Source organism: Mycobacterium sp. DBP42, from assembly GCF_005924235.1.
Classification (GTDB): domain Bacteria; phylum Actinomycetota; class Actinomycetes; order Mycobacteriales; family Mycobacteriaceae; genus Mycobacterium; species Mycobacterium syngnathidarum.
Map to the genome: position 1 here is coordinate 50557 of NZ_VCMY01000011.1, position 26400 is coordinate 76956.

The 26400-nt window shown below is 67.1% G+C and carries 26 protein-coding genes; 13 read left to right on the forward strand and 13 right to left on the reverse strand.

All coding sequences use genetic code 11. The features are described from left to right. Positions 1-4 precede the first annotated feature (4 nt). Together dapF and hflX are read left to right on the forward strand one after the other, a co-directional pair. Complete coding sequence (gene dapF / locus E0T84_RS13460; protein ID WP_138744708.1) at positions 5-871, forward strand: diaminopimelate epimerase; 867 nt, start codon at positions 5-7, stop codon at positions 869-871. A 45-nt stretch (positions 872-916) separates the two neighbouring features. Continuing rightward, complete coding sequence (gene hflX, locus E0T84_RS13465; protein ID WP_138744692.1) at positions 917-2326, forward strand: GTPase HflX; 1410 nt, start codon at positions 917-919, stop codon at positions 2324-2326. 36 nt (positions 2327-2362) lie between these two features. Here the strand turns inward: hflX and E0T84_RS13470 are convergent, their stop codons facing one another. Next, on the reverse strand, positions 2363-3886 hold the full coding sequence (locus tag E0T84_RS13470) for a PE-PPE domain-containing protein (RefSeq protein WP_138744693.1): 1524 nt from the start codon (positions 3884-3886) through the stop codon (positions 2363-2365). A 99-nt stretch (positions 3887-3985) separates the two neighbouring features. Then, the gene (locus tag E0T84_RS13475; protein ID WP_138744694.1) at positions 3986-6283 is read right to left on the reverse strand and encodes a molybdopterin-dependent oxidoreductase; all 2298 of its coding nucleotides are present in this window, start codon (positions 6281-6283) and stop codon (positions 3986-3988) included. A gap of 100 nt (positions 6284-6383) precedes the next feature. Between E0T84_RS13475 and E0T84_RS13480 the strand changes: the two genes are divergently transcribed. Then, on the forward strand, positions 6384-7544 hold the full coding sequence (locus tag E0T84_RS13480; protein WP_070186545.1) for an acyl-CoA dehydrogenase family protein: 1161 nt from the start codon (positions 6384-6386) through the stop codon (positions 7542-7544). A 179-nt stretch (positions 7545-7723) separates the two neighbouring features. Beyond that, complete coding sequence (locus E0T84_RS13485; protein ID WP_138744695.1) at positions 7724-10036, forward strand: LGFP repeat-containing protein; 2313 nt, start codon at positions 7724-7726, stop codon at positions 10034-10036. Between the two features lie 70 nt (positions 10037-10106). On the opposite strand, the gene lexA is transcribed toward E0T84_RS13485, so the two are convergent. Further along, positions 10107-10826 (reverse strand): transcriptional repressor LexA, encoded by a 720-nt coding sequence (gene lexA, locus E0T84_RS13490; protein WP_070186543.1) that lies wholly within the window; start codon positions 10824-10826, stop codon positions 10107-10109. Positions 10827-11067: 241 nt separating this feature from the next. Here lexA and E0T84_RS13495 point away from each other — a divergent pair, with 241 nt between their 5' ends. Both E0T84_RS13495 and nrdR read left to right on the forward strand, forming a co-directional pair. Next, positions 11068-11562 carry a LysM peptidoglycan-binding domain-containing protein gene (locus E0T84_RS13495; RefSeq protein WP_070186542.1) on the forward strand — a complete coding sequence of 165 codons (495 nt, stop codon included), beginning with the start codon at positions 11068-11070 and terminating at the stop codon, positions 11560-11562. A 164-nt stretch (positions 11563-11726) separates the two neighbouring features. Next, the gene (gene nrdR / locus E0T84_RS13500; RefSeq protein ID WP_070186541.1) at positions 11727-12182 is read left to right on the forward strand and encodes a transcriptional regulator NrdR; all 456 of its coding nucleotides are present in this window, start codon (positions 11727-11729) and stop codon (positions 12180-12182) included. Positions 12183-12199: 17 nt separating this feature from the next. Here nrdR and E0T84_RS13505 read toward each other — a convergent pair whose 3' ends face one another. From E0T84_RS13505 to E0T84_RS13515, 3 genes are read right to left on the reverse strand one after another with little or no spacing between them, the layout of a single operon-like run. After that, entirely contained in the window at positions 12200-12877 is a 678-nt protein-coding gene (locus E0T84_RS13505) for a PhzF family phenazine biosynthesis protein (RefSeq protein WP_070186540.1), read from the reverse strand. Between the two features lie 56 nt (positions 12878-12933). After that, entirely contained in the window at positions 12934-13956 is a 1023-nt protein-coding gene (locus E0T84_RS13510) for an alpha/beta fold hydrolase (RefSeq protein WP_070186539.1), read from the reverse strand. A gap of 36 nt (positions 13957-13992) precedes the next feature. Beyond that, complete coding sequence (locus tag E0T84_RS13515; protein ID WP_070186538.1) at positions 13993-15018, reverse strand: proteasome assembly chaperone family protein; 1026 nt, start codon at positions 15016-15018, stop codon at positions 13993-13995. 186 nt (positions 15019-15204) lie between these two features. Here E0T84_RS13515 and E0T84_RS13520 point away from each other — a divergent pair, with 186 nt between their 5' ends. Then, positions 15205-16008, forward strand: coding sequence for a serine protease (locus tag E0T84_RS13520; protein WP_249383636.1), 804 nt, complete (start codon positions 15205-15207; stop codon positions 16006-16008). Between the two features lie 149 nt (positions 16009-16157). Continuing rightward, positions 16158-17225 carry a DUF4192 domain-containing protein gene (locus tag E0T84_RS13525; RefSeq protein ID WP_138744697.1) on the forward strand — a complete coding sequence of 356 codons (1068 nt, stop codon included), beginning with the start codon at positions 16158-16160 and terminating at the stop codon, positions 17223-17225. Between the two features lie 5 nt (positions 17226-17230). Here the strand turns inward: E0T84_RS13525 and E0T84_RS13530 are convergent, their stop codons facing one another. The 3 genes from E0T84_RS13530 to E0T84_RS13540 form a co-directional block, all read right to left on the reverse strand. Further along, positions 17231-17920, reverse strand: a complete 690-nt coding sequence (locus E0T84_RS13530) for a metal-dependent transcriptional regulator (RefSeq protein WP_070186537.1) — start codon at positions 17918-17920, stop codon at positions 17231-17233. A 160-nt stretch (positions 17921-18080) separates the two neighbouring features. After that, positions 18081-19070: a sigma-70 family RNA polymerase sigma factor SigB gene (gene sigB, locus E0T84_RS13535; RefSeq protein WP_255741598.1), complete on the reverse strand. Its 990-nt coding sequence runs from the start codon at positions 19068-19070 to the stop codon at positions 18081-18083. 117 nt (positions 19071-19187) lie between these two features. Next, entirely contained in the window at positions 19188-19646 is a 459-nt protein-coding gene (locus E0T84_RS13540) for a DUF3099 domain-containing protein (protein ID WP_234998299.1), read from the reverse strand. Positions 19647-19705: 59 nt separating this feature from the next. Between E0T84_RS13540 and E0T84_RS13545 the strand changes: the two genes are divergently transcribed. Beyond that, positions 19706-19942, forward strand: a complete 237-nt coding sequence (locus E0T84_RS13545) for a DUF3039 domain-containing protein (RefSeq protein WP_070186535.1) — start codon at positions 19706-19708, stop codon at positions 19940-19942. On the opposite strand, the gene E0T84_RS13550 is transcribed toward E0T84_RS13545, so the two are convergent. Both E0T84_RS13550 and E0T84_RS13555 read right to left on the reverse strand, forming a co-directional pair. Then, the gene (locus tag E0T84_RS13550; RefSeq protein ID WP_070186534.1) at positions 19932-20936 is read right to left on the reverse strand and encodes a YihY/virulence factor BrkB family protein; all 1005 of its coding nucleotides are present in this window, start codon (positions 20934-20936) and stop codon (positions 19932-19934) included. The two genes, E0T84_RS13545 and E0T84_RS13550, sit on opposite strands and share 11 nt — an antisense overlap. A gap of 83 nt (positions 20937-21019) precedes the next feature. Next, positions 21020-21211 (reverse strand): hypothetical protein, encoded by a 192-nt coding sequence (locus tag E0T84_RS13555; protein ID WP_070186533.1) that lies wholly within the window; start codon positions 21209-21211, stop codon positions 21020-21022. 159 nt (positions 21212-21370) lie between these two features. On the opposite strand from E0T84_RS13555, the gene E0T84_RS13560 reads away from it, so the two are divergent. The 4 genes from E0T84_RS13560 to E0T84_RS13575 all read left to right on the forward strand — a co-directional run bounded on the left by E0T84_RS13560 (position 21371) and on the right by E0T84_RS13575 (position 24764). Then, positions 21371-21745, forward strand: a complete 375-nt coding sequence (locus E0T84_RS13560) for a DUF952 domain-containing protein (protein ID WP_070186532.1) — start codon at positions 21371-21373, stop codon at positions 21743-21745. A 44-nt stretch (positions 21746-21789) separates the two neighbouring features. After that, positions 21790-22428, forward strand: a complete 639-nt coding sequence (locus E0T84_RS13565; RefSeq protein ID WP_070186531.1) for a TetR/AcrR family transcriptional regulator — start codon at positions 21790-21792, stop codon at positions 22426-22428. A gap of 87 nt (positions 22429-22515) precedes the next feature. Then, complete coding sequence (locus E0T84_RS13570) at positions 22516-23712, forward strand: LLM class flavin-dependent oxidoreductase (protein WP_070186530.1); 1197 nt, start codon at positions 22516-22518, stop codon at positions 23710-23712. Beyond that, positions 23712-24764: an alcohol dehydrogenase catalytic domain-containing protein gene (locus E0T84_RS13575; protein ID WP_138744698.1), complete on the forward strand. Its 1053-nt coding sequence runs from the start codon at positions 23712-23714 to the stop codon at positions 24762-24764. The genes E0T84_RS13570 and E0T84_RS13575 overlap by 1 nt, the downstream gene beginning before the upstream one ends. 60 nt (positions 24765-24824) lie before the next feature. Here the strand turns inward: E0T84_RS13575 and E0T84_RS13580 are convergent, their stop codons facing one another. After that, on the reverse strand, positions 24825-25598 hold the full coding sequence (locus E0T84_RS13580; RefSeq protein WP_070186528.1) for a glucose 1-dehydrogenase: 774 nt from the start codon (positions 25596-25598) through the stop codon (positions 24825-24827). After that, entirely contained in the window at positions 25598-26395 is a 798-nt protein-coding gene (locus tag E0T84_RS13585) for an SDR family oxidoreductase (protein ID WP_070186527.1), read from the reverse strand. The genes E0T84_RS13580 and E0T84_RS13585 overlap by 1 nt, the downstream gene beginning before the upstream one ends. Positions 26396-26400: the final 5 nt, after the last annotated feature.

The window sequence follows — 26400 nt, forward strand, 5'->3', positions numbered from 1 at the left end:
CTCGATCCCTTTCGCGAAGGGACATGGCACCCAGAACGATTTCGTGGTGCTGCCCGACCTCGACGCTGCGCTGTCGCTGACGCCTGCCGCCGTGGCCGCGTTGTGCGACCGCCGCCGTGGCATCGGGGCCGACGGCGTACTGCGGGTGACGACGGCCGGTGCTGCGCAGGCTGCCTGCGTTTTCGAGCGGCTGCCGGAGGGGGTGGCGGCCACCGACTGGTACATGGACTACCGCAACGCCGACGGCTCCATCGCGCAGATGTGCGGCAACGGGGTACGTGTATTCGCCCATTACCTGCGCGCCTCAGGCCTGGAATCCGCCGACGAGTTCGTGGTGGGCTCGTTGGCCGGCCCCCGTCCCGTGGTGCTGCACAGCGCTGACCCGACCACCGCGGACGTCACCGTCGAGATGGGTAAGGCGAACCGGTTCGGCACCGGAACCGCGGTGGTCGGTGGCCGCAGTGTCAGCGGTATCGCCGTCGACGTGGGCAACCCGCACCTGGCGTGTGTCGGCCTGACCGAGGACGAGTTGGCTGCCCTCGACGTGGGCTGCCCGGTGTCCTTCGACGAGCAGCTGTTCCCCGAGGGCGTCAACGTCGAGGTCCTGACGGCTCCGGTGGACGGCGCAGTGTCGATGCGTGTGCACGAACGTGGCGTCGGGGAAACGCGGTCCTGCGGTACCGGCACGGTCGCGGCCACCTTGGCGGCGCTGGCCCACCAAGGTGCCGACACCGGGACCTTGCAGGTCCGGATCCCGGGTGGGGAGGTCACCGTGACGATCACCGAGTCCACCAGCTACCTGCGAGGACCATCGGTGCTGGTCGCCAGGGGAGAGCTGTCCGAGCAGTGGTGGCATGCCGCCCACGCGTAATTGGGGTGCGCGCGCAACGATGCACGTGACAACCTGTAAGTACATATGACTCATCCAGAACATCCCCTCACTCCGAGCACCGGCGAGCTGGCGCTGGAAGACCGCGCCTCATTGCGCCGCGTCGCCGGGCTGTCCACCGAACTCACCGACGTCACCGAGGTCGAATACCGCCAGCTGAGGCTGGAGCGCGTCGTCCTGGTCGGCGTGTGGACCGAGGGCAGTGCGGCCGACGCCGATGCCAGCCTTACCGAGCTGGCCGCGCTGGCCGAGACCGCGGGCTCGGAAGTGCTCGAGGGCCTGATCCAGCGCCGCGACAAACCCGATCCATCGACCTACATCGGCTCGGGCAAGGCGGCCGAACTGCGCGAGATCGTGCTGGCGACCGGCGCCGACACCGTGATCTGTGACGGTGAGCTCTCACCCGCGCAGCTCAACTCGTTGGAGAAGGTGGTCAAGGTCAAGGTCATCGACCGGACCGCGCTGATCCTGGACATCTTCGCCCAGCACGCCACCAGCCGAGAGGGCAAGGCACAGGTGTCGCTGGCTCAGATGGAGTACATGCTGCCCCGGCTGCGCGGCTGGGGTGAATCGATGTCGCGGCAGGCCGGCGGTCGCGCCGGCGGGGCAGGCGGCGGCGTGGGAACCCGCGGGCCAGGTGAGACCAAGATCGAAACCGATCGCCGCCGCATCCGTGAGCGGATGGCCAAGCTGCGCCGCGAGATTCGCGACATGAAGAAGATCCGCGACACTCAGCGCAGCCGCCGGCTGTCTTCAGACGCCGCCTCGGTGGCCATCGTCGGCTACACCAACGCCGGCAAGTCCAGCCTGCTCAACGGCCTGACCGGGGCCGGGGTGCTGGTAGAGAACGCGCTGTTTGCGACTCTCGAACCGACAACGCGCCGAGGCGAATTCGACGACGGCCGGCCTTTCGTGCTGACCGATACCGTCGGCTTCGTCCGGCACTTGCCCACCCAGCTCGTCGAAGCGTTCCGGTCCACCCTGGAAGAAGTGGTCGATGCCGATCTGCTGGTACACGTGGTGGACGGCTCCGACGAGCATCCGCTGGCACAGATCAACGCGGTACGCGAGGTGGTCAACGACGTAGTCGTCGAATACGGCATCGCCCCACCGCCGGAGTTGTTGGTGGTCAACAAGATCGACGCGGCGACCGGCCTCGGGCTGGCCACGCTGCGCCGGGCGCTGCCCGACGCGGTGTTCGTCTCGGCGCACACCGGCGACGGGCTGGACCGGCTGCGGGCTCGCATGGCCGAGATGATCCCTCCAACCGATGCGACGGTGGACGTGACGATTCCCTACGATCGTGGGGATCTGGTGGCGCGGGTGCACGCCGAGGGCCGGGTGGACGCCACCGAACACACCGCCGAAGGCACCCGCATCAAGGCACGGGTACCCATGGCGCTCGCCGCGGGTCTGAGCGAGTTCACGACCTTCTGAACGTTCGGCCTTCTGAACGCTTCGGCGAGGCGGGCCTCAGGCTGCCGGTTTCTTGTCCTTGGCCCCGGCCGACTTGTCCTTGACCCGGGTGGTGCCTGCTGTCTTGCGGTGCGGGCCGCCCAGCGCTTTGCGCACGGTGCTGCGGAGCGACTTCGCCACATCGCGCGCCGGATGTGCCTTGACCGGCGAGGCTTTCAGCTCCGACGGACGGTGTTGCTCGCTGATCGTGGGGTCGTCGGCGTCGGGAGCTGTGGTGAGCGTCGCAGTCCCCTTGGTGGCGGTCTTCAGTCGCGACAGCGGTCGGCGGTCGGGCTTCGCTGCGATCTTCGTGTCGGCGACGGTGTTCTCGGGTGTGCCTTCGACTGTGACGGTATCGCCGGATTCGGTCGGATCGGACCATCCGGGCAGCGGGTCGAGTCCGGGGTTGAGCGCGGCCTGGATGCCCTCGGGGATGTCGTTGACGAGGTCGGTCGCCAGTGTCACGGGGTTGAATCTAGGGAGCAGCTGAAACGGCGTGGGTGTGCTGTAATCCGTTCTGGTGTAACCGGTTTCGATCAGGGTCTGCGCCATCGGTGAGATCAGGTCGACGAGCGGAACCACCAGGGCCGACGTGCCGGTCGCCGCGCCCAGTTCGAGGAACGGCTGCATGATCGGCAGGGTCTTCGCCGGCAGCGTGATGTAGTACGTGTCGCTGCCGTCGACTTTCTGGCAGTGGGTTTCGGCGGTGCAGCTCTGCTGGGCGTTCTCGATCGCGGCCTGCACTTGCTCCGGCGTGTATCCGTAGGGTGTCGCCGTGGCCGGATCGTCGCCCCTGGGATCCAGGTAGGTGCCATGTACGTACTGGAATCCGGCCAGTGCGTTGAGCAGCGCGAGCGGATTGAGCAGCCAGGACGGAGCGTCGGCCACGCCGTCGTACTCAAGGGCGATGTCGTAGGTCTCGATGCCCGTGTCCGTCGGGGTCGGTTGGCCGAATGTCGCGTCGAGGATGGGCACGGTGCCCAGGATCGCCAACCGCTCGAAGAGTCCGCCGTCGGGGCGGTTCGGATTACCGATCAGGACGAAGCTCAGGTTCTGTTTCTGCTCGTCGGTCAGGTCGGCCAGGTTGCCTTTGACGATGCTGGCGACGGTGGCGCCCTGCGAATATCCGAAGACGGCCACGGGGTGGGGCGCACTGGGGTTGTTGGAGCCGACGAGTTCGCTGGTCAGCTGGGTGACTCCGCTGGCCACCGATACATTCCATTTGGCGCCCTCCAAACCGCCCCAGCCTGGCAGCGGGATGGGCCAGAACTGAGCGATGTAAGGGACAGCCACCGGCGCCGCGCAGTCCTCGGCCCCGCAACTGCCGCTGGGTTGGACGTAGTAGGAGACTGCGTTGGCCATGTAGTTGTTGGAGCTCGCCGGGTTCGGGGTTCCGGTTCCGGGCACGATGAGCGGTGTCACTGCCACGACCAGGCCGACTGCTGCGGTACCGACCGGGGCCAGCCCGATAACCACCGAACCGGATACAGCTACCGCGCCGACCAGCAGTGACCTGGCGGCAGCACGGGGTGAGAATCGCATCGGCCGGGATCTCCTTCTGCTGACGGCCCCGTCAGCGCTGAAGGGATCTTTGCATCGGCGCGCGGCCGCTAGGTGGCAAACGCCCGAAGTAGTGACCTCTCAATCGATCTGGCGCGGGCGCAGCACCGGCGGCTGGTGCGCGCGCACCGGGGGAAGCGCTTCGTCGAACTTCTCGATCTCCACCAGGACGTGCGCGCCGGTGCAACCCTGGGCCAGCGAGGAGGTGCCGATGTCCGCGGTGAGCACGTTGGGGTTGCCGTGCACGCACATCGAATCGGGGTCGGCCGGGTCGGCCGGATCGAACCAGGCCCCGGTCGACAATTGCACTACCGCCCGGCGCACCCGATCGTCTATTACCACGCCGGCCAGACACGCCCCGCGGTCGTTGAATACCCGTACCACCTCGCCACCGCTGAGCCCGCGGGCCGCCGCGTCATCGGGGTGAATCCGGATCGGTTCTCGCCCCATAACTTTCGATGCCTGGCTGGCGGCGCCACCGTCGAGTTGGCTGTGCAGACGGGTCGCGGGCTGGTTGGCCAGCAGATGCAACGGAAAGGTGCGGGCCCGCTGTCCGCCGAGCCACTCCGTCGGCTCGTACCACCGGGGATGGCCGGCGCAGTCGTCGTAGCCGAACCCGTCGATGGTGTGCGAGAAGATCTCGATGCGCCCACTCGGGGTGCCCAACCGGTGCTCGATCGGATCGGCCCGGAAATCGGAGAGCAGCGTCAGCCCCGATTCGGTGGGCAGGCGCAGTTTGCCTGCGCCCCAGAACTCGTCGAACCCGGGAACGTCGAAATCCAGCCCGGCCGACCACTTCTCATACATGTGGACCAGCCATTGCCGAGCCGTGCGGCCCTCGGTGAACCGCGCGCCGAAGCCAAGACGGTCCGCCAGCGCCGAGAACGTGGTGTAGTCGTCGCGGGAATCGGCATACGGCTGCACCAGCGCGGGCATCGCGACCAGCAGTGGGTCGTTGCGCGAGCCCGAATAGTCCTCGCGCTCATAGGCGGTGGTCGAGGGCACCACGATGTCGGCATGCTTGGCCATCGCCGTCCAGTACGGGTCGTGCACCACGATGGTGTCCACCCGCGACAGCGCCCGGCGCAACCGGGGAATGTTCTGGTGATGGTGGAACGGATTGCCGCCGGCCCAGTACACGCACTTGATGTCGGGGTAGCTCAGTTGCATGCCGTTGTAGTCGAACGGCTGCCCGGGGTGCAGCAGCATGTCGGTGACAGCGGCGACCGGGATGAACGTCTGCACCGGGTTGAGGCCTTGGGGCAGGGTGGGCAGGCCGCACCGCAGCGGCGGCAGTCCCGGCTCGTTCATCGACCCGTAGCCGTGCCCGAAACCTCCACCGGGCAGCCCGATCTGGCCGAGCATCGCGGCCAGGGTCAGCCCCATCCAGGGGGCCTGCTCTCCGTGGCGGATCCGTTGCAGGGACCAGCTGACGGTGACGACGGTCCGCGATGCGGCCATCCGCCGGGCCAGCGTGGTCAGTTCCTCGGCGGGCAGGCCGCTGAGCGTCGACGCCCACTGCGGGCTCTTGGCGACGCCGTCATCGCGACCCAGCAGATAGCGCTCGAACCGGCGGTAGCCGGTGCAGTGTGTATCGAGGAAATCGAGGTCGGCCAGACCTTCGGTGGCCAACACGTAGGCCAGCGCGAGCATCACCGCCACGTCGGTGCCCGGGACCGGGGCCAGCCACTGGCAGTTGCCGTCGACATCGTCGCGCAGCGGGCTCAATGACACGATCTGCCCGCCGCGCGCGCCCAACCGGCGTAGCGCGTCGCGGGCCGGATGTGCGGTGGTGCCACCGTGATTGGTACCGGTGTTCTTCAGCGCGAGGCCCCCGAAACAGACCAGCAGATCGGTGTTCGCGGCGATCACATCCCAGTCGGTGGAGCGCTTGAACAGGTCGTCGTGGGTGCCGACCACCCGGGGCATGATCACCCCGGTCGCGCCAAGGCTGTAGGAGTGGCGCGAAGAGGTATAGCCACCAAGCATCTTCAGAAATCGATGCACCTGGCTCTGGGCATGGTGGAAGCGTCCGGCGCTGGCCCACCCATAGGATCCGCCGTAGATCGCCTGGTTGCCGTGGGCGTCGACGATCCGTCGCAGCTCGTCGGCCAGCAATTCGGTCAGCTCGTCCCAGGACACTGCCACGTACTCGTCGGCGCCGCGATCGGTACTGGGGCCTGGGCCGTCACGCAGCCAGCCGCGCCGCACGGCGGGCCCGGCGACCCGCGAGCGGTGTCGGATCGAACCTGCGAGGTTGCCGAGCAACGGTGAAGGGTCGGTGTCGCCCACCATGGGGGCGACGGCGGTGATGTCACCTTCCGCCACGTCGGCGGTGAAGCCACCCCAGTGCGCGAGGCTCGTGGGGGACTGCGGCATGGCCCGAGTTTACGGGCGGTACGGCCCTCCCCACGGCTGACCAACCACCCGGTTGGTATAGGTTGGCCCCAACTATGTAACCAGTACCGGAGGTCACACCATGAGCAGTGCTGTGAAGTACGACCGCACGTTGTTCGAGCCGGAGCACGAGCTGTTCCGCGAGTCGTACCGGGCGTTCCTGGACAAGCATGTCGCGCCGTTCCACGACCAGTGGGAGAAAGACAAGATTGTCGACCGCGGGGTCTGGCTGGAGGCCGGTAAGCAGGGCTTTCTCGGGATGGCGGTGCCCGAGGAGTACGGCGGCGGCGGCAACGACGACTTCCGCTACAACACGATCGTCTGTGAGGAGACGGTGGCCGGCCGCTACAGCGGCATCGGCTTCAGCCTGCACAACGACGTCGTAGCGCCCTATCTGCTGCGGCTGGCCAACGAGGAGCAGAAGCAACGCTGGCTGCCCAAGTTCTGCACGGGTGAATTGATCACGGCGATCGCAATGACCGAACCCGGCACCGGCAGCGACCTTCAGGGCATCAAGACCCGTGCCGTCCGCGACGGCGACCATTACGTGCTCAACGGGTCGAAGACCTTCATCACCAACGGCATCAACTCCGACCTGGTGATCGTCGTCGCCCAGACCGACCCCGAGAAGGGCGCGCTGGGCTTCTCCCTGCTGGTGGTGGAGCGCGGCATGGAAGGCTTCGAGCGGGGCCGGCACCTCGACAAGATCGGTCTGGACGCCCAGGACACCGCCGAGCTGTCGTTCACCGACGTCAAGGTGCCTGTCGAGAACCTGCTCGGCGAGGAAGGCCAGGGCTTCGTCTACCTGATGCAGAACCTGCCGCAGGAACGGATCTCGATCGCCATCATGGCCGCGGCTGCGATGGAGGCGGTGTTGGAGCAGACGGTGCAGTACACCAAGGAGCGCAAGGCGTTCGGCAAGCCCATCGGCAGCTTCCAAAACAGCCGGTTCCTGCTGGCCGAACTGGCGACCGAGGCCACCGTGGTGCGGATGATGGTCGACGAGTTCCTCCGGTTGCACCTCGACGAGAAGCTCACCGTGGAGCAGGCCGCGATGGCCAAGTGGTATTCGACCGAGAAGCAGGTCGAGCTCATCGACCGCTGCCTGCAGCTGCACGGCGGCTACGGCTACATGCGGGAGTACCCGGTAGCACGGGCGTACCTGGACGCGCGGGTGCAGACCATTTACGGCGGTACGACCGAGATCATGAAGGAGATCATCGGACGCAGTTTGGGCGTCTGACGAGTCCGGATCACCCCGTGTGACGGCCCGAGAAGCCCAAATCTGGGTCCTTGGACCCAGATATTGGGGCTTTTTTGGCCATGATCGGCCACGTTCCTTGGTTATCGTCACCTGCTGAAGCAAAGTTGTCGGGGCGGGACATTTCTGAGGAAACTTTGCCGAACGAGCGGGGAGAGCGCATGACTAGGCCTGGAGCGAGGCTGGACGCGACCGTGTGGCGGTTGGCGGTCGGCCTGCTCGCACTCGTGGTCGCTGCTTTGATGGGGCCGGCGGTGGCGTCGGCCACCCCGGAGTCGGATGCCGATGCGGCGGTCACGGCCGCCTGGCAGGCCAGCGGCGGTGACGGCGGGCCGCTGGGGCCACGCCAGGGCGGGGTCTACGCGGTCGGATCGGGCTTCGCGCAGAACTTCGCCGGGGGCAAGATGTTCTACACCCCGGCGACCGGCGCTCATTTCATGCAGGGCGCCATTCTGGAGAAGTACGAGTCGCTGGGCGGCGCCGCGGACGGGGATCTGGGATTCCCGACCATCGACGAGGGACCCGGGCTGGCCGCCGACAGCCGCAACTCGACGCTCAGCGCGCCAGACAAGCCCGTCATCTTCTGGACTCCTGCCACCGGTGCCCGCGTTGTCCGGGGTGCTATCAACGCCGCGTGGGACAAGCTCGGCGGTTCGGCGGGTGTGTTGGGCGTTCCAGCCGAGGACGAGTCGTTCGACGGCGACGTGAGCACCCAGAAGTTCACCGGCGGTGAGATTTCCTGGAACCGCAAGACCAAAGCGTTCACCACGGTTCCGCCGGAGCTGGCCGATCAGCTGGCGGGACTGGACGTGCCGTCGGATGCTGCCGCGGCGATCGCGGCGGCTCGTCGCGCGGCAGGCGGGCCGATGGGGCCGCTGGGGGCCAAGGACGGCGACCAGTACCCGATCGGCGCCGACGGGGTCGGGCAGAACTACGCCGGCGGCAAGATTTTCTACAGCCCGGCCACCGGCGCCAACGCGATCACCGGCCAGCTGCTGGAGAAATACGAAAGCGTCGGTGGACCGGAAGGCGATCTGGGCTTCCCCACCGCCAGCGAGTCCGAAGGCGGGCTGGGCCCGAACAGCCGCATCAGCACCTTCGCCGCGGCAGACAACCCCGTCATCTTCTGGACCCCCGACTACGGTGCGGTGATCGTCCGGGGAGCCATGAAAGCGGCCTGGGACAAGCTCGGCGGCGCCAAGGGCGCACTGGGCGCCCCCATGGCCGACCAGACCGAAGACGGCTCGGTCATCACGCAGCGGTTCAGCGGGGGAGCGATCTCGTGGGATCGCGACGCCAACAAGTTCACCACCGAGCCGTCGAAACTGGCCTCCGAGCTGAGCGGACTGCAGGTTCCGGGAGTCGGTCAGCCCCATGCCGGTGGTCCGCAGCCGTCGACAGCCGATACCGAGAAGCCATTCTCCTGGCATTGGAGCTGGTGGTGGCTGATCGCAGTGGTCCCGGTGCTGCTGCTGGCGGGGCTCATCGTGGGGGCGGCACTGTGGCACCGCCGCCGGGCCGGCGGCGACGACGACTTCGAACACGATCCATTCGACGACGATTACGACGAGGCACCCGGCCCACCGCACTACGACGACGGTCGCTACGACGAGGCGCGCTACGAATCGCGGGGATACGACCACGACGAATTCGCCGATGACCACGGCGCCGATACGTCGGGCAGCTACACGCCGAGCACTGCCTACGGTGCCGGCGAAGCCGCGACAGCGCGATTCGGCGGGCCGGGCGAGGACGTGGCGAGTGCGGCGGCGTCGCCGTATGACGGCCCCACCGACACCGCGATCCCGGTCAGCCAGTGGGCCGCGCCCCGCGGCCCCGCCATCGGTTACGGAGTCCCGGGTGAGGAGGAGGAACCGCCGGAGGATTCCGCACAGCTGGTCGGGGAGCGCGGCTTCGACGACGATGACGACTTCGACGACTACGAGGACTACGAGGACGACGACTACGAGGACGACGACTTCGGCGACGAGGATCTCGACACGCCCATCGATGCGGACTTCGAAGAAGTTGCCGAGGGCGAGGACACCGACGGCGAAATCGAAGCGGAGCTCGCAGACGACACGTTCGACACCGGGGCGTTCGCGGGGGCGACCGGCGGTGTCCCCGCGGCGCCGGGCTTCTCGACGCTGAGCGGCATGGCCCCGCCGAGCGACCAGGACAATGTCGACACTGCGCCCACCCGGGTGATCACCGAGGCCGAGGCATACAGCAGCACCGAGCCCCACAGCGGGCGCCATGCCGCCATCGAACTGGACGAGATCCCGAGCGCCACGGCCATTCACCTACCGCTGGACGACCCGAATCGTGCGCCGGAGGGCTACCCGATCAAGGCCGACACCAAGACCGGCCGATACTGGGCACCCGACAGTAGTGAGTATGACGATGCGGTCGCCGAGATTTGGTTCGCCAGTGAGGAATTCGCGCGCACCAACGGTTTTGTCCGAACCGACTGACCCAGCGTCCACGGGCTGAGCTACCGGGCTCCGGCCGCCTTTCGGTGCGGCCGGCCCGGCCATCGGTCCGTCAGATCTTGCGAATCACGGTGACGACCTTGCCGAGCACCGCTGCGTCGTTACCGGGGATCGGCTCGTATGCCGGGTTGTGCGGCATCAGCCAGACCTGACCGCGGGTCCGCTTGAACGTCTTGACGGTGGCTTCGCCGTCGATCATGGCTGCCACGATGTCACCGTTGTCGGCCACGCTCTGCTGGCGCACCACCACCCAGTCGCCATCGCAGATGGCCGCATCGACCATCGAGTCTCCGACGACCTTGAGCAGGAACAGCGAGCCCTCACCGACCAGTTCGCGGGGCAGGGGGAAGACATCCTCGACGGCCTGCTCGGCCAGGATGGGACCGCCCGCGGCGATGCGCCCGAGCACCGGAACGAAGGTCGGCTCGGGTAGTGCATCGGAACCGGTCACGTCGGTCGAGACCACCGCGGCGGCCGGATCCTCCGCACCGCGCACGTCGACCGCACGCGGCCGGTTGGGGTCGCGTCGGAGATAGCCCTTGCGTTCCAGGGTGCGCAACTGATGGGCGACCGACGAGGTCGAGGTGAGGCCGACCGCGTCCCCGATCTCGCGGATGCTGGGTGGGTAGCCGCGACTGGTCACCGATGCGCGGATGACGTCGAGAATCGTCCGTTGCCGGTCGGTGAGGCCCCCCTCGGCCCGGCGTGGACCCGCGCCGTCCGATTCGGCCGGGGTGTCGGTGCTGCCGTCCCTGCTGCGGTCGTCGCTCATGAGGCCGAATGTAGTCGTTGTTCGAACATTAATCAAACATGTGTTCGACGTGTGTTGTGGGCGTGTCTGCAGGTGGGTGCGGCGTGCGCCGCTGTCAAGGGGTGGGCGGGCCTGGTGGCCCGAACTTGTCGGTGGGCTGTTCTATCGTTTGGCAACAGTTCGATCACATGTTCTATCAATCGAACACTTGAGCGACTATGTTCGAACACAAGAGCGAAACGTCTCACCGAAAGGCAGTCAGATGGCGATCATCGATATCCCCGCCGATAGCCGTTCCCGCGCTGTTCGGGCCACTCCGCGGTCGCAGGGCCCCCGCGCCCAGTTCGGCGCTGGTGCTCCCAGGCCGTTGCGCCGGGTCCAGCGGCCCTCGCCCACGCGTCCCGCCGGCGGTTCGGTTCGCTACCGCGGGACCGGGGTGTTGATGTCGCGGGCGTCCCACCGCAGCCGGCCCATCACCCCTGTGACGACCGTCTTGTTGGCACTGGTGGCAGCCGGCATCACGATCTGGCTGGGTTTGGTGGCCCAACTCGGCGGGGTGATGGGAACCGACCCCGGCACGACTCCGACCGAACTCGCGGTGGTGCAGGTGAAGTCGGGGGAGACGCTGCAGCAGGTGGCCCGGCGCGTCGCCCCCGACGCCCCGGTCGCCCGGGTCGTCGAGCAGATCCGCGATCTCAACCAGCTCGAATCCGCGGCGCTGGACGCAGGGCAGACGCTGCTCGCGCCGGTTGGCTGAGCAGGGCGATGTCCGCTGAATCGTCCTGGCCGCCAGCGACACTGGTCGGCGTCGGCATGAGCATCTACGCACCACTGGACCCGGCGGTGAATCTGCCGCGGGCATCGCGGGTACGCTCAAGAGCGCTCGAACTAGTTGTCCGGCGGCATGACGAAGGAGCGGTAATGCACTGTCCGTTCTGCCGTCACCCCGATTCGCGTGTGGTCGATTCACGCGAGACCGATGAAGGGCAGGCCATTCGACGCCGTCGGTCCTGCCCCGAGTGCGGACGTCGATTCACCACTGTAGAGACCGCCGTGCTGGCCGTGGTGAAGCGCAGCGGGGTAACCGAGCCGTTCAGTCGCGAGAAGGTCATTCGCGGGGTACGCCGGTCCTGTCAGGGCAGGCAAGTCGATGACGACGCGCTCAATGTCTTGGCGCAGAAGGTCGAGGACGCGGTCCGTGGGCTCGGTACACCGGAGATCCCCAGCCATGAGGTCGGCTTGGCGATTCTCGGGCCGCTGCGCGAACTGGACGAGGTCGCCTACCTGAGGTTCGCGTCGGTGTACCGGTCGTTCACGTCGGCTGAGGATTTCGAGCGTGAGATCGAGGCGCTGCGCGCCCACCGTGCCGAGGCGTAGTCCGCGCCAGGCCGGCGTCAGTCCAGTCGGGAGTTGCCGTCGTTGACCACACGGCCGGCCACGCGAACCCAGCCCTCCGGACTCCATCGGGTCTCGATCACCGAGCCTTTGCCCTGGATAATCGTCAGATCCCGGCTGAGATAGTCGGTCATCCGCACCGCAGCTGCTCCGGTGGCCTCATCTTCGGGAATCCCCAGATGTGAGGCGAATGACCGGGAGCGCAACGTGCCGTTCGCCTCGTCGATCCAGGCCCACAGGTAGGCATTGTCGAAATCGTCGGGTTCGGCGGCGAGAACCTCCTCCACCGTGGCCAGATCGTAGATGGCGAATTCAGGGGCCCATTCCGAGCGGGCATTCACAATGGTTCGATCGTCGTCGTACTCGATCGAAACGATTCCCGCGGGTACGCGCAGGGTACGGACCGGCAGCCCCAACTCGCGCAGCCACCACGACGCACCGACCGTCGGATGTCCAGCGAACGGCAGCTCGACAGTCGGGGTGAAGATGTGAACGCCGGCCGAGTTGCCACCGGGCTGCGGCAGATCGATGAATACAGTTTCGCTGTAACCCAATTCGGTGGCGATCCGTTGCCGGTCGTCGGGCGCCACCGTGCTGTTGTCAACAACCCCCAGCGGGTTGCCGTACTTGCCTTCGGAGTCGGTGAACACGCGCAATACGGTGACATCGATGGCCATAGACCGATGCTACGTCGCCCCCGCGCACCCCGGGCCGATCCGCCCGCGGGAGAAGGTCAGGTGGCGCTGCGCTCGTCGGCGCCCATCGCGTCGAGTACCGCGATCTGAGTATCGAAGGGCCCGCTGATCGTCGCTCCGGTCCGCCCGCTGCGCAGCAGGCTGCGGAGTTCATCCTGGTCGTAGACCGAGGGGTCGGTCGTGTCGATGAAGCGTTCTATCACCTCGACGAAGCGGTCAGGATCGTCGTGGAACGGAAAATGCCCGGATCCGGAGAAAATCTCCAACTGGGAACCGGGCATCGCGGCGTGGGCCATCCGGGCGTGGCTGACGGGGATCACCGAATCGGAGTCACCCCAGATCAATTGCACGGGAACGGATTCAGTCAAGTAACAGCGATCCAGCATGGTGACGACCTGACCACGCCAGTCCACCACGGCGCGCAGCGTGCGCGCGAAGGCCGACGATGCCGTCGGCTCGGGCAGATCGGCCAGGATACGCAACATGTCCGGGATGTCGTGTCCGAGACCGGCCGAGCCAAGCACCGCGCCGGCGGCACGGCCGGCCAGCTGCAACGCAGGCAGCACCAGGGGCAGGCGCAGCAGCGCCAGGGCTTCACTGCCCATCGGCAGGGACGCGACCCGCAGGGCGATGTTGACATCCTTGGTGACGCCACCGGCGCCGACGAGGATGAGGCGGTCCACCAACTGCGGGAACTGGTATGCGAATTGCATCGCCACGCCGCCGCCCAGGGAATGCCCGACGACCGTCACCCGATCGATGTCGAGCACGCTGAGCAGGTCGCGCATCCCATTGGCGTACGCGGCCACCGAATAGTCCGCGCGCGGTTTGTCGGAGCTGCCGTGGCCGAGCAGGTCCGGGGCGATCACCGTGAACCGCTGTGCCAGGGCCGATTGCACCGTGTGCCAGGTTGTGGAGTTGTCACCGATGCCGTGGATCAGAAGTATCGCCGGTCCCGATCCGGCGACCCGGAAGGCCCGACGGTACCCGTGGATCGTGCGGTATTCGAGTGCTGGGGTGAGCTCGCGAACGGTCCGCAGATGGGATTTGCGCTCGGTCATACTGGTCAACCTCGCTCTCGGCCCGGCATCGGGCCCCTATGAGTGGGTGTCGCCGTTCGGGAATCCGTCGCCGAAGCCGTCCCGTCCGTCCCGGTACCTGTCGTCCTTGTGCTTGTCACCGGCCTGCTGAGCGAGGAACCGTTCGAACTCGGCACCCAGCTCGTCACCGCTGGGTAGTTCCTCATCACGCGCCAGCAGGGACCGATTCTCCTGTGCGGCAACGAATGCATCGTACTGGCGCTCCAGCCCGGTCACCACTTGGGCGACCTCGGTGCTGGCCTCTACCTGCTCGTTGATCTTGCTGTACACCTCGGCGCCGGCCTCGGAAAGCTTCTCCAACGGCAGTTGTAGCGAACCGGTTCGCGCCACCTCGGCCAAGAGTGCCTCGGCGGCCGGCGGATAAGCCGTCTGAGCCAGGTAGTGCGGGACGTGCACGGTGTAACCGACCACCTCGTGGCCGTGCTGAGCCATGCGGAACTCGAGGAGGTTGGAAACGCTCGCCGGCACCTGGACCTCGCCGACCCACGGGGTGTGGTCGGCGATCAGCTCCTTGTCGTTGGCGTGCGCGGTCAACATCACCGGGCGGGTGTGCGGCACCGCCATCGGAATGGTGCCCAGCCCGATCACCCGTCGGACCCCGAGCTGCTCGGACAGTAACCGCACCGCGGTGATGAAACGCTCCCACCGCAGGTCCGGCTCGAGGCCGGCCAGCAGCAGAAACGGTGTCCCCACGCCGTCGTGCAGCGCGTACAGGTTCAGCTCGGGTTCGTCGTAGCTGGTGAAATGGTCGGTTTTGAATGTCATCAGCGGCCGCCGCGACCGGTAGTCGAGCAGCTCGTCGATGGCGAACGATGCCACGAGCTCGGTGTCGAGGGTGTCCTTCAGATGCTCCGCGGCCAGCCGGATGGCGTGACCGGCGTCGGAGAACCCCTCCAGGGCGTGAATCAGCACCGGGCCGCGGCCATCCGAAGACGACAGCTGTGGAGCCGGGAACTCAAGCTCGTACATGCCGCTCTGGTCGGGCTGGTAGTGCTGCTCGGGGGTATCGCTGCTGTCGGTCATCTCGCTTCGTCTCCTCGCTGCGGTAGCACGCTGTGACGGCCTACCACCGTTCTGTCTAGTGTCTCGCATACCCGCACCGCGGGTTGGTTCCGCCCCGCTTGTGCGTGCGAACGCGCCGGGGTGCGGTCGGCATTCCGGCCATGGTCCGCGCGATCAGGCAAAATCGTGATGGTGCAGGTGGCCCGGATGGTGAAGCTCACACTCGCGGCGGCGTTGACGACGGCCGCGGTCGCGGCCTGCACCGGGCCGGGCGACGCGGCCGGCTCCGGGACAGCCGGCCCCACCACGGTCCCGCCGACCAGCGCACGGGACTCCGCCCGCCCCTTGTCGCAGGCGGGCGCCGAGTCCGTGACCCCGGACCCGCGGGTGGGGGCACTTTTCCTCGGTGACACCACGACGCACACCTGCAGCGGTTCGGTCCTGGCCAGCACAACCGGCGACCTCATCCTGACGGCTGCGCACTGTCTGCTCGACGGGGTGGACGCCGCCTTCGTTCCCGGCTTCGGCGAAGGCGGTGGTGATGCCTGGCACGTCGAGGCCGTGTATCTGGACCCGCGCTGGATCGCCGACCAGGATCCGCGGGCCGACTACGCCATCGTGCGGGTCGCGGGCGGGAAAGGCGCCGGGCTGCTCGCGGAGGCCGAGGGTGGGCTGACCCTGGGTTCGGCGCCTGCGCCGGGAAGCTCGGTGACCGTGACGGGCTACCAGATGGGCGAGGGAGGCGGCGCGCTGGCCTGCCGGGGCACGGCAACGTCGTCGCAAGGATTCCCGTCCCTGGCTTGTGGCGGCCTGACCGACGGTTTCAGCGGCGCTCCGTGGGTGTCGGGGTCCACGGTGACCGGGTTGGTCGGTGGCCTCGACGGAGGCGGATGCGATGACGACGTGTCCTACTCGCCGGTTTTCGATGACCGCATCGCCCGGCTGCTGGTCCGGGCGGAGGCGGGCGGACCCGGCGACGCGGCGCCCGAGGCCCTCGCCTCCGACTGCTGATCGTTGCCGTCTGGCACATGCGGCTGACGCCGAATACGCGGTGAACAAGGGCGACCGGGTTATCCCCAGCGCAGAATCCATCCCCAACCACCGGCGGCGGGCTGGTTCGGGCGACGGTTCCTGACGGCTCCGGTTGGCACGGTCAGACCATGACCACGCCATCGCCATCCTCGTCAGAGTTCGACTTCCATCTCAACCGTCCCGGTGCGCTGATCGCCGCACTTCCCGCCGTGCTCGGGTTCGTCCCGGAATTCAGCCTCGTCCTGGTCACCGTCAACCACGGTGAGCTGGGCTGCGTCATGCGTGCTGATCTGGCCGACGACATGACCGAACGCGTCGCGCATCTGGTCAGCCTCGCGGCCACCGCCGGCGCGGACGCGGCGATCGCCGTGATGGTGGATGACCACAGTAGGGACTGCCGGGCGTGCGATGACCGCTACCGCGACCTGGCATCGGTGCTGGACCAGGCGCTTGCTGTCGAGGACATCGAACTGTATGCAGCGCATGTCGTGGACAAGGTGGCTGCCGGCGGGTTCTGGCATTGCGCCGACAGCTGCGGCGAGCAGGGTTGGGTGGATGATCCGGGTGCGTCGCCGCTGGCGGCAGCCGCGGTACTGGACGGCCGCCGGCTCTACGCCAGCCGTGACGAACTGCTCGCGGTGATCCGGCCGGATCCGGTAACCGTCGACTCGACACAACGGCGGTTGGCGCTCGCGTCGCAGCGGCCCGGATGCCCGGATCCCCGCCCCGACGCCGAGGTGCGCAGCGACGTCGAAGCCGCGATGACGGCGGCCCTGCAGTTGGCCGAGGGAACGCTGCCCGGCCACCCTGAGTTGGCGCGGCTGGCCGTGGGTTTGGCCGACCCGCGGGTGCGTGACACGCTCTACGCGCTGGCGGCGGGGGAGTGCGCCGAGCAAGCCGAAGCCCTGTGGGCGCTGCTGGCCCGCACGCTCCCTGACCCGTGGCGCGTGGAAGCGCTTGTCCTGCTGGCATTTTCGGCGTACGCACGCGGCGACGGGCCGCTGGCAGGGGTGTCGCTTGATGCGGCCCTGCAGGCGCGGCCGACGCACCGGATGGCCGGCATGCTCGACACCGCACTGCAATCGGGGATGCACCCCGAGCGGATCCGCGAACTGGCGGGCACCGGGTACCGGCTGGCGCAGCAGCTGGGCGTGCAGTTGCCACGGCGAAAGCCGTGGGGGCGTAGGGCCAGTTGAGCCGGCTAGACCTTCTCGACGCGGACGGCGTGCGCCATGTGATGGGGCAGCTCGACCTGCTCGTGCCCCGGGATCACGATCATCACGCCGCCGTGGTCGTTGGCCTCGACGGTGACGCGCGCGTTCGGCACCACCCCGGCGTCCTTGAGCCGGCCGATGAGTTCGGTGTCGCCCTGGACGTGTTCGGTGAGCTGACGCACCACCACCGCCACCGGCAATCCGACCGGGAGCTCGGTCAGCCGGACCAGGCTGACATCGTCGTAGCCCGTCGCTCCTACGCCGAGATCGCCCAGGCCCGGGATCGGGTTGCCGAACGGTGAGGTGGTGGGGTTGTCGAGCACCTGGACCAGGCGCCGCTCCACGTCCTCGCTCATCACGTGTTCCCAGCGGCATGCCTCGGCGTGGACGTCCTCCCACGGCAGCCCGATCACATCGACGAGCAACCGTTCGGCCAGCCGGTGCTTGCGCATCACGGCGACCGCGAGGGCGCGGCCCTTGTCGGTCAGCTCCAGGTGGCGGTCACCGGCCACGTGCAGCAGGCCGTCGCGCTCCATGCGCGACACGGTCTGGCTGACCGTCGGACCGCTCTGGTCGAGCCGTTCGGCAATGCGGGCACGCAGCGGCACCACGCCCTCTTCTTCGAGGTCGTAGATCGTCCGCAGGTACATCTCGGTGGTGTCGACCAGATCGTTCATGCGCGCCTTCCCAGCCCAAACGTCACCGCACAGTCTACCGTTTCCGGCTCTTGAACTGCGGCGCAACATCGGGGCGTCGGGCACCTCACACCGCGAGGTAAAACGCCAGGCCAAAGCGATGTGCCCCGCCGGAAACCGGCGGGGCACATCGACAGGAGGACTAGCTGGCGTAGGAGCGGAGCCGATCGGCACGCTCGCCGTTGCGTAGCTTGGCCATCACCTCACGCTCGATCTGGCGGACACGCTCGCGGGACAGCCCGAACAGCTTGCCGATCTGGTCCAGGGTGCGGGGCTGGCCGTCGTCGAGGCCGAACCGCAACCGGATCACCTGCTGCTCGCGCTCGTCGAGCGTGGCCAGCACGTGGCGGATGTCGGTGTGCAGCAGCTCGGAGATGACGGCGTTCTCGGCCGACATCGCCTCGGAATCCTCGATGAAGTCGCCGAGCGGGGCTTCCTCGTCGGTGCCGACCGGCATGTCCAGGCTCACCGGGTCGCGGCTGTGCTCCAGCAGATCGTTGATCTTCTCGACCGGAATACCGGACTCTTCGGCCAGTTCCTCGTCGGTGGCCTCGCGGCCCAGGTGCTGGTGCATCTCACGCTTGATCCGGGCCAGCTTGTTGACCTGCTCGACCAGATGGACGGGCAGGCGGATGGTGCGGCTCTGGTCCGCCATCCCTCGGGTGATGGCCTGGCGGATCCACCACGTGGCGTACGTGGAGAACTTGAAGCCCTTGGTGTAGTCGAACTTCTCCATCGCGCGGATCAGGCCCAGGTTGCCTTCCTGGATCAGGTCCAGCAGCGGCATGCCGCGGCCGGTGTAGCGCTTGGCCAGCGACACGACCAGGCGCAGGTTGGCTTCCAGCAGGTGCCTGCGGGCGGCCTCACCATCGCGGACGACGGCAGCCAGGTCGCGTTTGCGGTTCTCGCCGAGACGCTTCTTGGTGTCCAGCATGTGCTGGGCGTACAAGCCTGCCTCGATGCGCTTTGCGAGCTCTACCTCATCGGCGGCGTTGAGCAACGCCGTTTTGCCGATGCCGTTCAGATACACGCGCACGAGGTCGGCGGCAGGGCTCTGGGCGTCCAGATCACTGTCGACGCGGCTTGTGGTGGCATTTGCCATGACGGCCTCCTGATCGGCTCGAACTGTCATGAAGTACAACGTCGTAGACCCCATGAGAGTTCCCGCCGATCTGGAGATTCATGCCCGTTGAGCTGCAGTTTTTCCGGACCGACCTGAGAATGTCCTAAGAATGGCTAAAGAAGCCGCTCAGCTGGGAGCATCATCGCCCGGCCGCGCTGACTCCGGTTGCGGTGCCACGTTCGGCTCCTTCTGTAACGCCGGCTGTAACGCCGGGCGCTCCGCGGTGGGGAACAGGGGTATCCGCTCGCCGCGGCCGGCGTAGCGTCGCGGTTCCTCGGCGCTACGCGGGGGACGGTCGTTGGCGATCAGAACCGCCATCCAGGGCAGCGGTATCGACGCCACGATGATCGCGAGCGAGATGAGGCCGTTCTGCCAGATGTTGTAGGCGACGGCCGCCAGGATGAGCGCCGGAATACGGAAGGCCATCAACGTCAGGTACTTGCGGACACGTTGGCGATGCTGCACTTCGTATGCGGGTGCGGCTTTGGTGATGAGAACCGGGCGGGCTTCCTTGCCGAAATCGTCGCCGAAATCGCCGTCGAAACTCAGCTCGTGGCTTTGTTTCATGCCTCTACTGTTCCACACCTGGCGCCGGTGGTGGCAGGTGGATTTCCCTATGGCCCGCACCCAGGCACAATGAGAACATGCAGACCCAGACCATCGAGCGCCCGGACACCGACGAACGCGTCGACGACGGGACCGACGACGACACCCCCAAGTTCTTCCACTACGTCAAGAAGGACAAGATCGCCGAAAGCGCCGTCATGGGCACGCATGTCGTCGCGCTGTGCGGCGAGGTGTTTCCGGTGACCAAGTCGCCCAAGCCGGGTTCTCCGGTGTGCCCGGACTGCAAGAAGATCTACGAGCAGCTCAAGAAGTAGGTGGCGGTACCGGCGGTTCGACGTGCTCGGGCACACGGCTTTCGGCCGGTGCCGGGGCGCCGCCGCTGAAGCCGGCGTTGAGGGCTTTGTACTCAAGCCATTCCCGCAGTCTCCTGGTGTGGGTGTCCGCCGCGGGCCACTCCTCTTGTATGGCCGCATTGAGTTCGGCGCCGAACATGACGGCAAAACCCAGGAAGAACGCGAACAGCAGGAAAGCGATCGGTGTTGCCAGTGCACCGTAGGTGTAGCCGGTGCTGGTGATCCAGGTCAGGTAGATCCGCAGCCCGAAGGTGGCGACCAGGAACACCACGGTGGCCAGGACCGCTCCGAGCACCAGGCGGTGGGTCGGGATCGGTGCCGGCAGCGAGACCCGGTAGAGGATGGTCACCCCGACGAAAACCGCCAGGAACAGCGCCGGGTAGTAGCCGTAGCGCAGTACGTTGTCCCAGCTGTCCGGAATGTGCTCGGCGACCGCCCGGGGCCCCAGCGCCACCAGCGGCGCGACCGCGATCGCGAACACCAGCATGATCACGTAGAGCCCGAGCGCATAGAAACGCTGGCGCACCGGATGCCGTAACGGAGTTTGGCCGTGGGCCTCCACGATCGAGTCCACGAACGCCGAGACCGCCGACGAGCCGGCCCACAACGAGATCACGAAGCCCACCGACACCACCTCGCCCCGGGCGCCCCTGACGATGTCGCGGATCGTCGGCTCGATGATCTCGTTGACGACGTTGGGTGAAAAGAAGCTGTTCGCCGCGTTGATCAGTTGATCCTGGATCGTCGGCAGAGTGTCCGGCCCGAACAACGGTGCGATGTAGGCCAGGCTGCCGAGCATCCCCAGTAGTAGGGGAGGCAATGACAACGCGCACCAGAACGCCGCCTGTGCCGACTCCGAGAAGATGGAGTCGTCCCAGCTCTTCGACAATGTGCGTCGAGTGATATGCCAGATGTGGTGGCGTGATGGTGGTACTGGAAGCGGCTGGCCAGTCATGACCAGTCAAGCATTACTGACGAAACGTGCTCCTGCCCAGGCGGGTGGTGTCGGAGGCCGTGAAGGGTGCGCGACAGCAGCCGTTAGACCTCTGCCGTGCTGGTTTCCAACACCGCGGCCAGCTCGACCAGCTTGGCTTCGTGCTCGTTGGCATGGTGCTGGCAGAAGAGCAGCTCGGCCCCTGAGGGCAGCTTCGCGCGCACGCGTGCGGCCGCGCCGCAGCGATCGCAGCGATCGGCTCTGGTTAGCTCCGGGCTTGTCAGAGTTGCGTTCATGGCTCCTCCGTCTTCTGCTCTGCGCATCTCGGCAAAGGCGCCTCGATTGCGTATGTCTACTCTGTCAGACGTTTTGGATTCCGGCCTTGTTCCCCAAGGGTTCACCGGTGTGTCGTGTCTCACTTGGCCGCAGCGTTGCTGGACCGGCAAGCTGACGGTATGCACCCGTCGCCGCGTGTCCTGGTTCACCTGTGCAGCGTCGAGGACTGGCGCCGGGCCCAGCGTAGCGGCGAACATCGTCCGGACTCGCTCGGTGTGCAGGGCTTCGTCCACCTCTCGGCTCCCGAACAGGTGCATCTGCCGGCCAACCGGCTCTACTCCGGACGTGGCGACCTGGTTCTGTTGCACATCGACCCGGAAAAGCTGACCGATCCGGTGCGCTGGGAGCCGGGGGTCCCGACGGATCCCGACGCGATGCTCTTCCCGCATCTGTACGGCCCGCTGCCGCTGACCGCTGTGACGGCCACCGCGCCCTATGTGCCCGACGATCAGGGCCGGTTCGCGCCGCTGGTCGGCGACACGCCGTCGGGGTAGAGCGCAGGTCGGCAGCCCGGCGCGGCGCGTGACATGCTCGTCAGGTGTCCGGCGCAGCCCAGAATCGGCAGGGCGCGGCCACCCGGCTGCGCCTGGTGAAGGCTGCCGAACGATTGTTCGCCGCCCAAGGGGTGGATGCGGTGTCGGTGCGGGCAGTCAACGCCGCCGCGGGCCTGGGCGCGGCCTCGGTGCACTATCACTTCGGATCCAAAGACGAGCTGTTGCGGGCGGTGCTCACCGACATCGGCGCACCGGTGCGCGACGAGATCGCGGCCAACGTGGCGGTGCTCGCGGCCGATCCGGTCGCGCCGGGACCCGACGCCCTGGTCCGCGCGGTCACCGAGCCGTATCTGAAACTGCTACTGCGTCACCGGGTCCGCGGCATGCGCTGGATCAAGATCATCGCGCAGATCTCGCAAGAGGACAATCCGGTTCTGCTGGACACCGAGCAGCATCTGCCCGACGAACTTTTCGCCCAGGTGCAGCGGGCCTTTCCCGACTCCGATCCGGCGCGTCTGGAACTGCGCTGGGCGATCTCGATCATGAACTTCATCCAGGCGCTGAGCCGAGCCGACGAATGGCGCCGTAACGGCAGCCGGCTGGGCGAGACCGAACTGCGTGACTTCTACGACGACCTGGTGCGTTTCGTCGTCGGCGGGGTCGATCGCCTGCTCGGTTCCTGACGGATCCGTCCCACCCAGCGGGAGCCTTTGCAGGCCTAATTTATGGATCACTTGATCCAATCATTCGATCCAGATAGCGTCCCCGGCATGTGGAATTCGAGCTCGATCAAGTTCGGGGCGTTCCTGGCCCCCTATCACCCCCTCAACGCCGACCCAGCGCTGCAGCTGCGCCGCGACATCGACCTGATGTGCCACCTCGACCATCTCGGATTCGACGAGGCCTGGATGGGCGAGCACCATTCGACCGGATCCGAAATCGTCCCGGCGCCAGATGTGTTCATCGCCGCGGCGGCCGAGCGCACCGAACGGATCCGGTTCGGCACCGGCGTGATGTCGTTGCCGTACCACCATCCGCTGGTCACCGCCGACCGCATCACCCAACTCGATCTGCAGACCCGAGGTCGGCTGATCGTGGGCACCGGGCCGGGCAAGATCCCGCTGGACGCGCACATGATGGGAATCGATCCCCTCGACCAGCGCCGGATGCAGGGCGAGGCGCTGGAGGCTGTCCTTCGGCTGCTGCGTGGCGAAGTCGTCAACATGGAGACCGACTGGTTCACCCTGCGTGATGCCCGCGCCCAATTGCCCACCTACGATCCGGCAGGTATCGAGGTCGCGACTGCATCGACCATCTCACCGAACGGCTCGGTCCTGGCCGGCACGCACGGGTTGTCACTGCTGTCACTTGCGGCCAGCTCGCCGACGGGATTCGACGTGCTCGACCGAAACTGGGGTGTCTACGAACAGGTTTCGGCCGAACACGGCCATCAGGCCGACCGCTCCACCTGGCGCCTGGTCAATCCGATGTTCATCGCCGAGACCCGGGCCGAGGCCGAACGCGCCGTCAGTCGCCGGATCCATGCCATCGCCGAATACGTCAACCGGCAGCAGGGCATCAACCCCGAGTGGGCGCAGACTCCCGAGGGCATCATCAACCAGTGGCGCACCGACAACCTGGGCGAATTCGGCCAGGTGATCATCGGCACCCCCGAGGATGCGATCGCGCAGATCGAGCGGCTCATCGAGAAGACCGGCGGATTCGGCACCCTGCTGATCCTGCACGTAGACATGGCCGGTTGGGAGGAGACCTTGCGTAGCTACGAACTGTTCGCCTCCGAAGTCGTGCCGCACTTCAAGAAACGCAACGTGGGCCGGCAGGCCAGCCTGCAATTCGCCGAGGACAACAGCCAGTACCTACTCGGCGGCCTCATCGGTGCGATCACCAAGGCGCACACCGACTATTACGGCCGGCCTGCCGAGCAGCTCGCCGGGCAGGAGGCCTGATGCGTGCTGCGGAGTACTTCGAGGGTCAGTTCACCGTCGCCGACGTGACCGAACCGCCGGTGACCGGACCGGGCCAACTGCGCATCAAGGTCGCGGTCTGCGGCATCTGCGGCAGTGATCTGAGCATGTCGAAAGACCCGTGCCGGTTCGTGGAAGTGGCCGCCGGTGCGGGCTACCCGTTCGCGGTGTTCGACGCCGGCCGCCCAGTGGTACTCGGTCACGAGTGGGCCGGCACCGTCGTCGAAACCGGTCCGGGCGTCGAGGATTTCGCTGAAGGCGACCGGGTCACCGGGCTTGGCATCACCACCGAGCAAGACACCGGACTGCCGACGATCATCGGCTACTCGAACCGATATCACGGGGCCTTCGGCGAATTCATCCTCGTCGATGCCTTCTGGGTCCGGCACGTGCCCGACGGCCTGTCCCTGGAGCACGCCGCGCTGGCCGAGCCACTCCATGTCGGTGAGATGCACATGCAGCAGTCCGGCCTCACGCCTGCAGACACAGCGCTGGTGATCGGGTGTGGATCGATCGGGCTGGGCACGATCCTGGCCGCGAAGGCGGCAGGCGCGCACACCGTCATCGCCTCAGAGCCGTCACCCAAACGCCGTGAGCTGGCCGCCAAGATGGGCGCCGACATCGTCGTCGACCCCAACGATCAGGATCCGATCGCGCTGTACAACGAGCTGCTGGGCAGCGGCAAGACCGGTGGCGGCCTCCTGATCGCCTACGAGTGCAGCGGCCGGGTGGGCACCTTGAACACGCTGACCCATACCCTGCCGTGGGGTTCGCGCATCCAGGTGGTGGCCTCGCCGTTCGCCGAGGAGACCATCATCCCGGTGGTGGCCCAGATGCGGCAGATCGCAATCAACTTCGGCCACGGACCCTACGACCAGGCCTACGAGAAGGTGCTGGCGCGGCTGGCGGCAGGCGACATCGATGCCGAGTCGATCATCACGGGCCGGGTCGGACTCGACGGTCTCGACGACGCTTTCGAGGCACTGCGTGACCCCGAGGCGCACGTCAAGATCCTGGTGCTGCCCGGGCGGTGAGGTTGTGGCGGGTGCGCGGTGCCCTGCAGCAGCAGGGCACCGCACGCTTGGGCACTGCGCTCAGTCGGCGTGGACCGGTGTCACCGGGATCCGCCCGGCGCTGGCTCCGCCGTCGACGGTCAGGTCCGCGCCGGTGATGTACGACGACGCGTCCGAGGCCAGGAATGCGACGACTTCGGCGACTTCTTCGGGAGTGCCGACCCGGGTGAGCGGGGCACCGGGGTGGCCCCCGAGACCGCGCTCCACCTCCAGATGAGCGATCATCGGAGTGTCGATCATGCCCGGATAGACCGTGTTCACGCGGATGCCCAAGGGGCCCAGCTCGATGGCCGCCACCTTCGACATGCCGCGCAAACCCCACTTGGAGGCGCCGTAGGCGGTGTAGCCGGCGAGTCCCTGCACGCCGGCCTGCGACGAGATGTTGACGATCGACCCACCCCCGCCGGCCTTCATCGGTTCGGTGACGGCCTGCATGCCCAGGAAGGCGCCGATCAGGTTGACCCGCAGCATCTGCTCGAACCCCGCAGGGTCCTGCTCGGCAAGCGGCACCACCCTGCAGATCGCGGCGTTGTTGACCAGCGCATCGATCCGGCCGAACTCCGCCATGGCAGTGTCAACCGTTGCGCGCCAATCATTTTCGCTGCCGACGTCGTGACGTACAAAGCGGGCCGCGGGGCCGATGGACGCGGCGACCCGCTCACCATCCTCGACGAGTACGTCGGTCAACACCACCTGGGCACCGAGGGCCGCGAACAACCGCGCCTCGGCTTCACCCTGGCCGCGGGCGGCACCGGTGACGATCGCGACCTTGCCGGACAGGTCGACGCCGGCCATCAGTCGTTGTCCTGGTCGATGCCGGTGAGCATGAGTTCGGATATGCGGCGGGGGAACTCGGTGAACTTCGCCATCGGAACGATGTTGCGCGGCAGGATGACGTGGCGGCGGTTGTGCTCGATGGCCTCGGCGATGGCCACGGAAACGTCCACCGGTTCCAGCGACTCGCGCGGGATCATCCGCCACCGGATCGAGCGCTCGATGGTGCGCCTGGCCGGCCCGAACGCGCGAATGTGGTCGATCATGTCGGTTTTGACCTCGCCGATCTGCACCAGCGTGGTGCCGACCGGCTTGCCCCGCAACTCGCCGCGAATGCCTGCGGTGAAATGGCTCAATCCGGCCTTCGACGTGCCGTAGAGGGTCAGTCCCGGCCCCTGCGAGATCGCGCCCATCGATGACACGTTGACGATGTGGCCGCGACCGCGCTGCACCATCCGCGGTATCACCTGGCGGCAGATGTCCATCGGCGCAGCGAGGTTGACTTGCAGCAGGTTCCGAATCTGCTCCGGGCTGACCTGGTGGAACCGGCCGACGTGGTCGATACCGGCGTTGTTGATCACGATGTCGATGGGTCCGTCGGCCTCGACGCGGTCGATGAGGCCTTCCACGGCCTCCGGCTCACACAGGTCGGTCGGGTAGGCCTTGCCTTCAACCTGCTTGGCAAGCAGGTTGAGAGACTCGGCGTCGCGCGCCACCACGGCAACATCGACGCCTCGTGCGGCCAGCACCTCGGCGATGCTCTTGCCCAGTCCGCGGCTCGCGCCGGTGACCAGAGCGCGGGTGTTCCGAAGCTTCATGGGTT